Genomic DNA, 13,586 nt, shown 5'->3' on the forward strand with positions numbered 1-13,586 from the left:
CTTATTGCGCAGCGCAGGCCTGGAAACTGTCTTTCAGGACATCCCAGTTGAGATCGCGGCCAATGAAGACCAGGCGGCTTTCCCGCGGTTCATCCTCTTTCCAGTCACGCTGATGATCGCCTTCGACGATCATGTGCACGCCCTGGATGACATAGCGTTGCGGATCACCCTTGAAGGCAATGATGCCCTTCAAGCGCAGGATGTTCGGACCCTGAACCTGCGTGACCTGGTTGATCCAGGGAAAGAACATGTTGGGGTCGAGGTCGCCCGCCTTCAGGGAAATGCTCTTGACCGAATGGGGGTCTTCATCGTGGTGATGATGGTGATGCCCGTGATCATGACCGTGGTGGTGATGGTCATGGTCATGGTCATGATGGTGGTGGTCGTGGTCGCAATCGGGACCGCATTCATCGGCATGATGGCCATGCTCCAGGAAATGCGGATCTAGCGACAGTATCCGGTCGAGGTCGAACGCACCCCGGTCGAGGACCTTGGCAATCTCGATGCCGCAGCGCTCGCTCTGGTGAAGCACGGCATACGGATTGATCGAACGGATGCGCGCTTCGACGGTCGCAAGCTCCTCGCTCGAAACAAGATCGGTCTTGTTGATCAGGATCACGTCGGCAAAGGCGATCTGGTCTTCGGCCTCTTCGGTGTCTTCCAGGCGCTGCAGGACGTGACGGGCATCGACCACGGCAACGACCGCGTCGAGTTTCGCCGCAGCCCGGACATCATCGTCCATGAAGAATGTCTGTGCGACAGGCGCCGGATCGGCAACACCCGTGGTTTCCACGATAATCGCATCAAAGGCATTCTTGCGCTTCATCAGGTTCTGCACTGTGCGGATCAGGTCGCCGCGCACCGTGCAGCAGATGCAGCCGTTGTTCATTTCGAAGATTTCTTCGTCGGATTCAACAAGCAGATCGTTGTCGATACCGACTTCGCCGAACTCATTGACGATGACGGCATATCGCTGACCGTGGTTTTCGGTCAGAATCCGGTTGAGAAGAGTGGTCTTGCCGGCACCCAGATATCCCGTCAACACGGTGACGGGAATCTGTGCCTGGCTGTCCTGGGTCGCAGTCATTGCGCGCTTTCCTGGCAGGAGATAAGGGGTCGCCCGCCGGTCGGCGGGCCGCTTGGCCGCGAATATAAGCATTTCGCCGCCGCATTGGGAGGGCGGTACGGAAATTTCCCTCAACTCTGCAGGCCTGTGGACACTCACCCGAACGCTTTAGCCGTTCATAAGCCTTTTCAAGCCCTTCCCCACCGCATTAACGTCACCTCCAGAAAGCGCACAGGCATGGGAGACCGAAATGCTGCACACGATTGGCGGATTTGACCGGATTGGCGAAGAAAACGCCTTTGCCGTGCTGGCGCGGGCAACGGAACTTGCCAGACAGGGTCGCGACATTATCAATCTGGGCATCGGCCAGCCAGATTTCAAAACGCCGGATCACATCGTGGAAGCGGCCATCAAGGCCTTGCGCGATGGCCAGCACGGCTACACGCCGGCGACCGGCATTGCCCCCTTGCGCGAGGCGGTCTGCGCCGACCTCCTGAAACGTCACGGCGTGGAAACCGACCCCGGCAACGTTTTGATCGTTCCCGGCGGCAAGGTGACCATGTTCATGGCCATCTTGATGTTCGGCGAACCGGGCAGCGAGATTCTCTATCCCGACCCGGGATTTCCGATCTACCGTTCGATGATCGAGTTCACCGGAGCCCGCCCCGTGCCGGTTCCGATCCGCGAGGAAAACGACTTTGCCTTTTCGGCGGACGAAACGCTTTCCCTGATCACCGACAAGACCCGGTTGCTGATCCTCAATTCACCGGCCAATCCCACTGGGGGCGTCACCCCGAGAGCGGAGATCGAAAAGCTTGTCGCCGGACTGGAGCAGTTTCCCGATGTCGCCGTCATGTCCGATGAAATCTACTCGCAGATGACTTACGACGGCATGGAGCATGTCTCGCTGCTGGGCTTCCCTTCCCTGCGCGACCGCCTCATCCTGCTCGACGGCTGGTCGAAAACCTATGCCATGACGGGTTGGCGGATGGGCTTTTCCCTCTGGCCCGACGGCCTGATCGACAAGGCGCGCAAACTGGCGGTCAACGCCTGGTCCTGCGTCAACGCACCTGCCCAGTTCGGCGCCCTTGCCGCACTCACGGGACCGCAAACCGCTGTGGCGGACATGGTTCGGGAATTCGACGGCCGGCGCAAGGTAACGGTCGACGGCCTGAACGCCATCGAAGGTGTATCCTGCCGTGTCCCGCTTGGTGCCTTTTATGCGTTCCCCAACATCAAGAAGACTGGCTGGAAGGCCAAGGAACTTGCTTCGGCGCTTTTGGAAGAAGCCGGCGTTGCGGTCATTGGCGGCCCAGATTTCGGTGTATTGGGCGAAGGATACATCAGGTTGTCTTACGCGAATTCGACGGACAACATCCGCGATGCTCTCGGGCGAATAGAGAAATTCCTGAACGTAAACCGCAAGATTTAGACACTTGGCACAAATACCAGTCGCTAGACATTACATAGGTTATTTTGCGCATTTTCTTCAAGGAGTCTGCTACTGCGTATCGTTTTTATTAAACTTTTATTGGTTTGAATGGCTCCGATGCCGCGCAACGGCAGGACCACGGGGACAGATATGGACAAGAGCATCAACCTGGATCTTGAACAGACATTCGGCGATCTGAACGAATGTGTCCTCGTCACCAACCCCGAGCGCTCCATCGTCTTCATGAACAAGGCCATGGCCGCCCTGCTGAAGGTCGATCGCGAAGACGTTGTCGGCACCACGACGAAGCGGTTTTTCGCAGACCCGAACCAGTTTGCGCAAATTGCGGAGCTCTACCAAACTCCGACGGATCACCGAAACCGCAAGGCCTACGCGCTTGATCTGTTGCTCGAAGACGGTTCGACCGTATCGGTAGAGGTTGTCAGTGCGCCTCTTTTCGATGCAGACCACAATCTGACCGGCATCCTGTTTATCGCACGCGATCAGGCGGAGCGAAAAGCACTCGAAAGCAAACTCAGCGATATCGCCCTGACGCTTGAAGATGCCCTGGATGCAATTTCCGAAGGGTTTGCGCTCTACGACAAGGATGACCGTCTGGTCATCTGCAATGACAATTACCGGGAAATCTACAGCCACTCGGCACCTGCAATGTTCCCCGGCAACCGCTTCGAGGACATCCTGCGGTTCGGTCTGAACCGGAAGCAGTACGACACGGGCGGTAAAACGGACGACGAATGGCTCGCGGAACGTCTCGAACGGCATCAGGCCGGAGACGGAACAGTCCTGGAACAAAACCTCAGTGACGGCCGTTGGCTGCGCATTTCCGAAACCCGCACCCGCAATGGCGGGATCGCCGGCATCCGGTTTGACATCACTGAACTCAAGAGGGCGCAGGCCCAGGCGGAAAGCGCCTACAAGAACCTCTGCCTGATGGCGGACAATATCGTTGCCAGCGTTACCGAGGTCGACAGGGACGGAAAGTGCCTTTTCATCAACAAGACCGCCTGTGACTGGTTTCAGGAGACACCGGAAAACCTGATCGGCACGCGGCTTCGTGACCGATTGCCCTGGAAGGAACGTGAAACCCTACGGTCGATCTTGGGTGAAGCGTTGAACGGCGAAAAGGTATCGACGGAAATCAGTCTTCATTTTCCTGACGGCATTTTGCGCGAATGCCTGATGAGCTGTAATCCTCGCTTCAGCGACGACGGCGCGGTTGACGCCATCGTGGTGCTGCTCTCGGACATTACAAACCGCAAGAAAACAGAACGGACGCTGGCCGAGCTTTACGCAATAACCTCGACACGCGAACTCGGCCACGAAGACAAGATCGCCGAGATCCTGCGCCTTGGTACCGAGCATTTCGAGGTTCCGTTCGGCATCATCAGCCATGTGATCGATGACCATTACACGATCACGCACGCCCAGAGTCCCGACGGAGAACTTGTGCCGGGCACGTCGTTCCCGCTGCAGGACACCTATTGTCTGCTGACGCTGAAGGCCGATGAGCCGCTTGCAACCGCCAATGCCGCAAACTCCGAGTTCGCCAGGCATCCCTGTCACGAGATCTTCAAGCTGGAGACCTACATCGGCGCACCGCTGCTGGTGGACGGCGAGGTCCACGGGACGATCAACTTCACCGCCCCGGAAGCTCGCAAACAGGCGTTTACAGCCTCCGACCTTCAGATCGTGCGCCAGTTTGCCGACTGGGTCGGACACGAGATTGCCCGCCAGCGTGATCATCAGGCCTTGATGAACGCCAAGATCAACCTGGAGCGGGTCGCCAGCATCGACGACCTGACCCAGATCCTGAACCGCCGCGCCTTCCTGGAACGCGCCAGCACCGAAGTCCAAAGGTACCGCCGCACCAAGCATCCCTTCACCGCGGTTATGATGGACATCGACAAGTTCAAGCAGATCAACGATCTGTACGGACATGCAACGGGCGACGAGGTCCTGAAGAAATTTACAGACACCGTCAGTGGTGCCTTGCGTGCGGTCGACATCTTCGGCCGTGTCGGCGGTGAAGAGTTCTGCATGATCCTGCACAATGCCGATATGGACGACGCCATGCTGGTGTGTGAACGCCTGCGGGTGAAGATCATGGAAGAGTGCCAGTTGGACATCGTCAATCAGGTCGTCACCTGCAGCATGGGGCTTGCGACCGCAGCGCGGGAAGATCTGGAGTTTTCGACGCTCATGCAAAAGGCGGACACGGCGCTTTATGAAGCCAAGTCGACGGGCCGCAACAAATGCGTCGCCTACAAGGCTCCGCAATCGGAGCATACGCCGGCCGTCTGACCGGACCCGATCGGCTCGAACCAGATCTGCTCTAAATGGGCAGCCAGCCTCGAAATCGCGTCACGGCAGACGATGCCGTAGCGTTTTTCCATGGTTCGCGCGCGAAATTCAGACCTTTTTTCGATCTAGGCGCGCCAATATGTCGCGTCACAGCCTGTTCTTGACGCTCTTTTGACGCCACCCTCCGCATATGCGACAGTAGTCTAATCACAGCGGAGCGGGACAAAACGACATTACCTTAAAATGGCATACTAAAACGAACCCTCCGCGCGCGGACCTCTATAGCTTGAATCTTGTATATTCTTGCTAGAACAGATCTAGGAGGGACATTTGTTCACAAAAATACTAGTTCCAATTGACTTGAGTCATGCGGATAAACTTGAAAAAGCCATCTCGGTAGGCGCTTATCTGGCAAAAACCAATAGTATTCCCGTGGTATTTGCAGCAGTAACTTCGAATACACCGAGTGCCCTGGCCCACACACCGGACGAGTTTCGGGAAAAGCTCGCTGCCTACGCTGCCACAGAAGGGCAGAAACACGGCATCACCGCATCTGGCCATGCCGTGTTCTCTCATGACCCGGCAATCGATCTGGAAAATGCGATTCTCAAGGCGATTCATGACACCGGGGCGGATCTGGTGGTCATGGCGACGCATATTCCAAATCTGCCGGATCATTTCTGGCCGTCGAACGGTGGCCGCGTCGCAAGCCACGCAGACGTATCCGTCTTCCTTGTGAGATAACCCGTTTCCCGAACAAAAGGAGCGCTCCCATGAGCGACAATCAAGGCATTCCGGATCCGGAAGGTGCCGCCAATCTCATCGATACCGAATATGAGATTGGCCAGGACAATATCGAGACCTCTGTCGGTCCCTTCAATCTCGACATCCACAATCCGGTCTTCCTGGTCTCCGGCCTCACCATCGTTGCTTTTGTCTTTCTGACCCTTGCCTTTCAGACCGAAGTCGGACCGATGTTCGATCATCTGCGCAAGTGGCTGACCTCGAACCTCGACTGGTTCTTCATCATTTCCGGCAACGTCTTCGTCCTCGTCTGCCTGGCGCTGATTGTCACCCCCCTCGGCAACGTCCGCATCGGTGGCAAGGACGCCGAGCCCGACTACACCTATTTCGGCTGGTTCGCCATGCTGTTCGCCGCAGGCATGGGCATCGGCCTGATGTTCTTCGGGGTGCTGGAACCCGTCTATCACATGGCCTTTTCCGAGCCGGTCGGCGTGCCCAAGCCTTTTGACGCAGACGGAAATCTCATTCCGGAAAACGTCGCAGCTGCGAAGGCCATGGGCATGGCTGCAACGATCTTTCACTGGGGTCTGCACCCCTGGGCGATCTACGCAGTGGTTGCACTCGCTCTTGCAATCTTCTCCTTCAACAAGGGGCTGCCGCTGACCATGCGCTCGGTGTTCTATCCGATCTTCGGTGAACGCACCTGGGGTTGGCCGGGCCATATCATCGATATCATGGCAGTGTTCGCCACCCTGTTCGGCCTCGCCACCTCGCTCGGCTTCGGCGCTCAACAGGCCAACGCCGGCCTCGATTTCGTCTTCGGCATTCCAGTCAGCGTCACGGCACAGATCGTGCTGATCATCGGCATCACCGGCATTGCGCTGGTATCGGTGCTGCGCGGCCTCGATGGTGGCGTGAAGGTGCTGTCGGAAATCAACATGCTGATCGCAGCGCTGTTGCTGGTCTTCGTGATTGCCGCAGGGCCAACCGCAACGCTGGTCTCCGACTTCTTCTCCAACATTATTGCCTATGGAAGGGAAATCGTACCGCTGTCGATGCCATTCGGCCGCGAGGACGATAGCTTCCGCCAGGGTTGGACATCGTTCTACTGGGCCTGGTGGATTTCCTGGTCGCCTTTTGTCGGCATGTTCATTGCACGCGTCAGCCGTGGCCGCACTGTTCGGGAGTTTATCGTCTGCGTCCTGATCATTCCGACCATCGTCTCGGTGATCTGGATGACCGCGTTCGGCGGCACCGCCATCGAGCAGGTCCTGGCCAGCAGCGACAGCCAGGTGCATGAATATGTGATTGCGAGCTACAGCCCCGAGCTGTCGCTATTCGGCATGCTTGCCGATCTGCCGATGGCTTCGATCACCTCGTTCATCGCCATCATTCTGGTCATCGTGTTCTTCGTCACCTCTTCGGACTCCGGTTCGCTGGTGATCGACACGATCACCGCCGGTGGCAAGGTCGATGCTCCGGTGCCGCAGCGCGTGTTCTGGTGCACCTTCGAAGGACTGGTCGCAATCGCGCTTCTGCTGGGCGGCGGCCTCGGTGCCCTGCAGGCGATGGCGGTCTCGACCGGTTTCCCCTTCACGATCGTGCTGCTTCTGGCCTGTTACGCCATCTTCAAGGGATTGGCGGACGAACCACGCTGATCGAAGTCAGCAACGGCACCAGGAACGGGCGGCTCTGGCCGCCCGTTTTCATGTGTGAACGCCTCTCGGCTCACACTTCGAACCACCGAGACGGATGATACTGGAAAGGGTGGTCGCAAGCACCAATGAAGCCAGGCGGCAAAAAGCAGCCTGTCTTGTCTAGTCCGCCAGCTTGGGAGCGAGCCGCACACCGGGCGGCGGCGAGCTTTCGCGGATCCGCACGTCAGGCTCTATGACAATGGGCGTATTGGGCACGCGGTCGCCCGCGATCTGGCGCAGCAAGGTCAGCGCCGCCAGACGGCCGATCTTGTCCGGCTGGGCCGACACAGTCGTCAGCGCCGGCGTGCGCGCATCGGCACCGTCGATATCGTCGTATCCGGTAATTGCCATGTCGGGCCCCGGCTCGATCCCCGCCCGCCGGAACGTGGTCATCATTCCAAGGGCGACAAGATCGTTGAAGCCGACAATGGCTGTGGGCCTGTGCTCGGCTTCCAGGATCTTCGGCACCGCGGCTCGTCCGTCGGCCTGGGTCATCAGTTCGGGCAGGTCGAGCTGGCTGGCGGGATCGATCCCCGCTTCTTCCAGCGCCTTGCGCCATCCGGCATTCCGGTAGCGGCCGGTCGAACTTCCCCGTCGGCCGCCGACCATGGCGATGTCCTTGTGCCCCTGTTTGATCAGGTGCCTGGTAATCTGATAGGTGCCGGCGAGATCGTCGCCGCGTACGCAGGGCGCCCAGACACCCGGAACCTCGCGCGCAACCAGCGTCACGGGAATTCCCTGATCGACCAGCCTGTTGATTTCCTCGGCTGACGTTCCGACCGACGGACACAGGATCAACCCGTCCGCACGGTGCTGCAGCAAGGTGTTGACGAACGCCCGCTGGCGTTTGACGTCGTCCCGGTGGTTGCAGATGAAGATCATCTGCCCCTGCTCTTCCAGCACATCCTCGAGTGCGGAAAACACTTCCGCGAAATAGGGGTTCAGGATGTCATGGACGGCAACGCCGACAATCTGGCTGCGCGCAGTGCGCAGGGAAGCCGCTGACCGGTTATAGATATACCCGATCTCCTCCGCGGTCTGCTTGACCTTCGCCCGGGTTTCCTCGGCAACGAGCGGACTGTCCCGAAGCGCCAGCGACACGGTTGCCGTCGAAATGCCGAGCTGGTCGGCGATATGCCCGAGGGTGAGCCTTTTACCGGGCTTTGGCGGAAATTCCGGCTGGGAGGGAGGGGAACCGTTGTCTTCAGACATTCCTATTTCTCAATAACCACAGCGGCGATGGGAGAGACCGTTATAGCCCTCTCCCTTCTGGGTAAACAGGTTTTTCTGTTTTTCTGAAGTTTGGGATCAAAACCCGACAACGAGATCAGCGCCGGCCTGCAGGAGCGGAATCGTCGTACTCCTCGCGCAGATTGACGACAACCCTGCGGTTTTGCGACTGGCAGGTCACCTGATCGCAATCCGTCACCGGCCGTTCCACGCCGTATCCCTTGACCCACATGCGCTTGGGATTGACCCCGAGCTTGACCAGTTCAGCCATGACCGCGTTGCCCCGCTGGGTCGACAGGGTCTTCTGCGCGGCCTCGCTGCCCGGATCGTCGGCATGACCCTGGATCTTGACCAGCCACTTCTTGTTCTTCTTCAGCCATTTGGCCTGATTTTCAATTGTGATGCGAGCCTCATCGGTAACGACGGCAGATCCCTGATCGAAATAGATCCGGCGGCCGACGTTGATGATGAATTCCTCTTCCGAACCCGGCGAAATATTGCCGAAGCCTGCGGCCGGAGCATTGGTCACATCCGGTGACGATAATCCGCCGGCGCTGTTACAGGCGGCCAAACCTAGTCCAATCATGAGCGCAAATACCGCGCCCCGGCCGATCCGGCCCGAATTCTTTCCCAAGGAAGCCCCCAAATCCTTTAAATGTTTCCCCTCGATCGGCGGTTCTCAGTCCTGAAGGCTGAAGCTCCGCCGGCCGATTGCAAATTGCTCCGGATTGCCGGCCTCAGCCCGCTTTCTCTCCAAGATGCTCCAGCACCAGAACGCCGGTCCCCTTGGGGCAGCGCTGGTAAAGGTCGACAATGTCTTCCGGGAACATGCGCACGCAACCGCTCGACACATCGTGGCCAATGCTCCAGGGCTCCAGCGTGCCGTGCAGCCGGTAGCCCAGGTCCGTCCCATCCCGGTAAAGATACAACGCCCGCGGTCCAAGCGGGTTGTTGGCGGCTCCGCCTTCGACCAGCCTTGGCAGGTCCGGCTGGCGCTTCAGCATTTCCGGGGGCGGCACCCACCGCGGCCACAGGGCCTTGCGGTCGATCCGTGCACGGCCGAACCACTGGAAGCCCTCGCGCCCGACACCGACACCGTAGCGCAGCGCGGTGTTGTTTTCCCAAACCCAGTAGAGGAAGTGGTTGTTGGTATCGACCACCACGGTTCCGGGCGGTTCGTCGCTGAAATACTTCACCATCTGCCGATGCCAGACGGGATCGATCTTTTTGAAATTGGTTTTCCGGTATTGGAAGCCGCTATCTTCCTGATAGCCACTGAAATAAGCGTTTGCAGCTGCATTGGCATGCGCCACCCGCGGCAAGGCCAATGCGCCTGCTGTGGCTGCAGCCCCTGTCAAGAACCTGCGTCGGTTCAGCTCCATCCCACACCTCCCTTAAAGGCTGGTGATCCTATCTGACCGGCGGTTTTATTAACCCCGGCGGGTATTAAGACTGGAACTATCCAACCCCGTCAACCGTCTAAGGACAGCGTCCGGGCAAATGCGGGCCTGATCAGATGCCCTTCACGCGCTCGCGGTAGAGGATGTAGAGGCCGGACGCGACGACGATGGCAGCACCGAGAATGGTGGTGTAGGTGGGCACGTCGTCGAAAACCAGGAACCCCAGCGCGATCATCCAGACGATCTGCGTGTAGATGAAGGGTGCAAGCACCGGCGCGGGCGCAATGCGATGCGCCATGATGAACAGGAAATGTCCACCCGCCCCGAAAGCCCCGGTCGCAAACAGAAGCACCCATGTCCAGACGTCCGGCGGCGTGACCCAGACGGTGATACCGGCCGGTGCCATGGCGATGGCGGCAACAATACCGGATATGATCAGCATGCCCGCGGAACTGTCCGTTGCCGTGAGCTGACGGGTCAGCAGCGCATAGAGCGCATAAAACGACATGGCGGCCACGGAATAGATCGCGGCCCAGTGCATGCCGCCAAGACCAGGCCTTGTGACCACCAGCACGCCGACGAAGCCGACAATGATCGCCACCCAGCGCCTCAACCCCGCCCATTCGCCCAGAAGCGGCCCGGCGAGCGCAGTAATCACGAAGGGAGCGGCGAACATGATCGACATGGTTTCGGCCAGCTGCAGGTAGCGGACAGCCAGGAAGTTGAAGATGGTCGTACCGAGCAGGCAGAACGCCCTCACGATTTGCAGCACAGGCCGTTTGGTCTTCAGCAGAGAGGGCTTTTTCCAGACCTGAAACAGCACCAGCGACAGGATCACGTGACTGACAAAGCGCATCCAGACGATCTGTAGCGTCGGCAGGCTGGCAGACATGTATTTGGCTGTTGCATCAAGCACAGAAAAACTGAGACAGGCCAGCACGATAAGACCTATCCCGGCAAGCGGAGCCGCGGCGGCAGCTGCATTGCTGACCGAACGGTCCTGACTGTCATGCGCCATCGCGGGCGGCCCTCTTCAAATGATCATCCGCAGATGAATAGAAACTTGCGGACGGGTTCCGGCGGGAACGGCCCGGTTGTGATAATTACGCCGACCCACTACCTAGGTTCAAAGACACGTGGGGACGATTATGCCGGTTGCAGAAATTGAAACATGGCTGGGACGCCTTTCCATTCGGGAAGATGACGGCGCAATCACCCAGATACACTGGAACGGCGTTCCTGGCAAAGAAGAAACACCTTTGCTGAAGGAAGCTGCAAGACAGGTTCAGGCCTATCTCGCCGGCGATCTGAAAACGTTCGACCTGCCGCTCGCGCCGAAAGGCGGTGAGTTGCACCAGGCCGTATTCAAGGCAATGCTGGCCATTCCCTATGGCCAAACCCGGACGTATGGCGATCTGGCGAAGGAGCTGGATACATACGGCCAGCCCATCGGCCAGGCCTGCGGCGCCAACCCGATCCCTATCGTCATTCCCTGTCACCGGATCCTGTCGGCCAACGGCCTCGGCGGCTATTCCGGATCGGGCGGAACGGAAACCAAGATCGCGCTCCTGAAACTGGAAGGTGGATATCCCTTCCTGGTGTAACGCCTTGCGGCATTCCGGAGCCGTGCCGGCAGGCGGCAAGGAGAATTGCCTCAAACGTACCCGACGCTGACGCAGGCAGGTTCGGACACCTCTCTTCGGAGTGGCCGGTGACTACAGAACCAGCGCGTCCATGTCCGTGATCTCGACAAACCGCGGACGGCTTTCGGGCAATTCCAGATCATCGGCAAGAGCCGCCAACGGATCTGCGGTCCTCAACTGACCGAAGTCGAAGCCCGACAGTTCCTCCAGAAAGGCGATCGACACCTGGAAGGTCTTGTATTCGCCGAAGGCAAACCCTTCAACGGCCTCGGTCTCGTGGCGGTCCTGCAGGAATTTCTGAATGGCCTGTCCCTGGCTCAACAGATAGGCGGTCGCATGCAGGCTGAGACTGCCGTCGTCCTGCTGGGCATCCATGACGACGACTTTCCAGTACTGCAGGGGCAGATTGATCCCGACCCCATCGAGGAACGGATCCTCGTCGTCATCGAAAAGCGGACCGGTGAAGACGGTCGCCCGGAACGCATGGGTCTTTGTGCTGTCGAGGATATGATTCTCAAGGCCCTGCCAGGTGGCACGGTTCTGGTTGAGCGCGGCATGTTGGGGCGAAGCGTTCGTATAATGAAACGTATCGTCGTTCGCCAGTTGCGCCACCGGGCGGTCATCACCCCAGTTCGGGTCTTCGCGCCGAACCATGTGTCCCCGGTCCAGGTCTCCTGGGAAGTCGCCCTTGCCGAGCTGCGCTTGCACCGAAATGCGCCGGTCGAAAAACCACTTGTCCGGCTTCTTGCGTTTGATCTTGATCGCCTTTTCACCGTCGATATTGACCACGGTCACCACGGGGCTCCGTCGGTCGACATCATAGAGCAGGCCGAAATGGGTATAACGCAGCTCATGCGGCCTCTCCTGCGTCGCATCTGCCGGGCTGGCCAGGGTGAACATGCCGTCCGGCAGTTTCGGAAAGTCTATGGTTTCCGACAGGAAGTCACGATCGTAACCGCCCCGGCCGGCAAAATGGTCAGGATCGTGGAAACCGTCGGCGACCTCCTGAAAGAGACTTTCCTCGACCAGCACCTGCGTCGGCCGAACTCCGGCCAGAAGGTCCCGGAGCGTGCTGGCCCTGACAGCGCTGTTGGCAATTCCGTAGGCACCGGCGAAGTGCAACCCCACCACCTTGTTGCGATCCAGGCTCATAACGGGCCCACCGGAGTTTCCGCCCAGCGAGGTGCAGTCGTGGCTCAGTACGGCCCCAGGAACAACCGGCATTATCTTTCCCGGGGCAAACCGCTTCACATCGTAAAGCCCCTTGAAATACTTTTCCATTTCGGTGCGGTCATTCCGGCTGTCGAAGGCCGGATAGCCGATCAACGCAACGATCTCGTCCGTTTCCGCGTCCGTATCCACCAACGGCAGGGGCGCTACGGCAAAGCCGGCCGGTTTTTCGATCCGCCCGATTGCGACATCGGCACTTGCATCATCTGCAAGATAGGTGAAGCGCAGGATCTCTGCCGGGCGTTCGTCCGACGGCAACGCACCAACCTCTTCGTTGAAATCCACTCGCGCACCGTAACGGACCATCGTGAAGGGCGAGCGCATGAAAACACCCTCTCCCCTGGCGTTGCGGCGCGCAACGATCTTGGCAACATGCCGGTTGGTCACGACCAGAAGATGCTGTCCGTCGGCCTCTTCGCCGATGACCCAGGAGGTTCCGCCCCAGGTCATCGAATGATTGATGAATTCAACGCGCCCGACCGAGCCGATCCAGTGTTCGTTCCGCTTGATCTTGAGGTCAATGTCGGGACCGAATTCATCCGGCAGCGGGATCAGGGAAACCTTGCCGTTTTCGACAACCATCGGCGGCCGGGTGACCAGTCTCACGATGGCTTCCAGTTGCGTCGGTGGCGTGCCGGCCGCTTCAAGCTGGCCAGGCGACATCTCTAGCGAATCCAGGGCGGTTTGTTTGTCCAGTCCAAATTGCTCAACAAAGGGATGTCCAGCCTCGATGGCGCGTTTCGCAGCCTCAACCCGTCCGCCCGATTTCAACGCCTCGAGCCGTCCCCGACTTTCCAACAATGCTCGCGTGTTCATGGAAAT

General features: G+C 59.0%; 11 protein-coding genes. 5 read left to right on the top strand and 6 right to left on the bottom strand.

The window, feature by feature from the left end; all coding sequences use genetic code 11:
* Position 1: 1 nt before the first annotated feature.
* Entirely contained in the window at positions 2–1,087 is a 1,086-nt protein-coding gene (locus ACYQ54_RS09890; protein WP_460081542.1) for a CobW family GTP-binding protein, read from the bottom strand.
* A gap of 229 nt (positions 1,088–1,316) precedes the next feature.
* Here ACYQ54_RS09890 and ACYQ54_RS09895 point away from each other — a divergent pair, with 229 nt between their 5' ends.
* The 4 genes from ACYQ54_RS09895 (at position 1,317) to ACYQ54_RS09910 (ending at position 7,222) form a co-directional block, all read left to right on the top strand.
* The gene (locus ACYQ54_RS09895; RefSeq protein WP_460081544.1) at positions 1,317–2,498 is read left to right on the top strand and encodes a pyridoxal phosphate-dependent aminotransferase; all 1,182 of its coding nucleotides are present in this window, start codon (positions 1,317–1,319) and stop codon (positions 2,496–2,498) included.
* A 150-nt stretch (positions 2,499–2,648) separates the two neighbouring features.
* Complete coding sequence (locus ACYQ54_RS09900; protein ID WP_460081546.1) at positions 2,649–4,820, top strand: diguanylate cyclase; 2,172 nt, start codon at positions 2,649–2,651, stop codon at positions 4,818–4,820.
* Between the two features lie 330 nt (positions 4,821–5,150).
* A complete protein-coding gene (locus tag ACYQ54_RS09905; RefSeq protein WP_460081548.1) occupies positions 5,151–5,564 on the top strand; it encodes a universal stress protein in 414 nt (137 codons plus the stop codon).
* Between the two features lie 29 nt (positions 5,565–5,593).
* Complete coding sequence (locus tag ACYQ54_RS09910) at positions 5,594–7,222, top strand: BCCT family transporter (protein WP_460081551.1); 1,629 nt, start codon at positions 5,594–5,596, stop codon at positions 7,220–7,222.
* 159 nt (positions 7,223–7,381) lie between these two features.
* Here the strand turns inward: ACYQ54_RS09910 and ACYQ54_RS09915 are convergent, their stop codons facing one another.
* The 4 genes from ACYQ54_RS09915 to ACYQ54_RS09930 form a co-directional block, all read right to left on the bottom strand.
* A complete protein-coding gene (locus tag ACYQ54_RS09915) occupies positions 7,382–8,473 on the bottom strand; it encodes a LacI family DNA-binding transcriptional regulator (RefSeq protein ID WP_460081554.1) in 1,092 nt (363 codons plus the stop codon).
* Positions 8,474–8,588: 115 nt separating this feature from the next.
* Positions 8,589–9,125: an OmpA family protein gene (locus ACYQ54_RS09920; RefSeq protein WP_460081557.1), complete on the bottom strand. Its 537-nt coding sequence runs from the start codon at positions 9,123–9,125 to the stop codon at positions 8,589–8,591.
* 103 nt (positions 9,126–9,228) lie between these two features.
* Entirely contained in the window at positions 9,229–9,873 is a 645-nt protein-coding gene (locus tag ACYQ54_RS09925; protein WP_460081559.1) for a L,D-transpeptidase, read from the bottom strand.
* Positions 9,874–10,003: 130 nt separating this feature from the next.
* Complete coding sequence (locus ACYQ54_RS09930) at positions 10,004–10,909, bottom strand: DMT family transporter (RefSeq protein WP_460081562.1); 906 nt, start codon at positions 10,907–10,909, stop codon at positions 10,004–10,006.
* A 130-nt stretch (positions 10,910–11,039) separates the two neighbouring features.
* Here ACYQ54_RS09930 and ACYQ54_RS09935 point away from each other — a divergent pair, with 130 nt between their 5' ends.
* The gene (locus ACYQ54_RS09935; protein ID WP_460081564.1) at positions 11,040–11,495 is read left to right on the top strand and encodes a methylated-DNA--[protein]-cysteine S-methyltransferase; all 456 of its coding nucleotides are present in this window, start codon (positions 11,040–11,042) and stop codon (positions 11,493–11,495) included.
* 111 nt (positions 11,496–11,606) lie between these two features.
* On the opposite strand, the gene ACYQ54_RS09940 is transcribed toward ACYQ54_RS09935, so the two are convergent.
* Complete coding sequence (locus ACYQ54_RS09940) at positions 11,607–13,580, bottom strand: DNA/RNA non-specific endonuclease (protein ID WP_460081566.1); 1,974 nt, start codon at positions 13,578–13,580, stop codon at positions 11,607–11,609.
* Positions 13,581–13,586: the final 6 nt, after the last annotated feature.

It is taken from the genome of Roseibium sp. LAB1 (genome assembly GCF_054658235.1).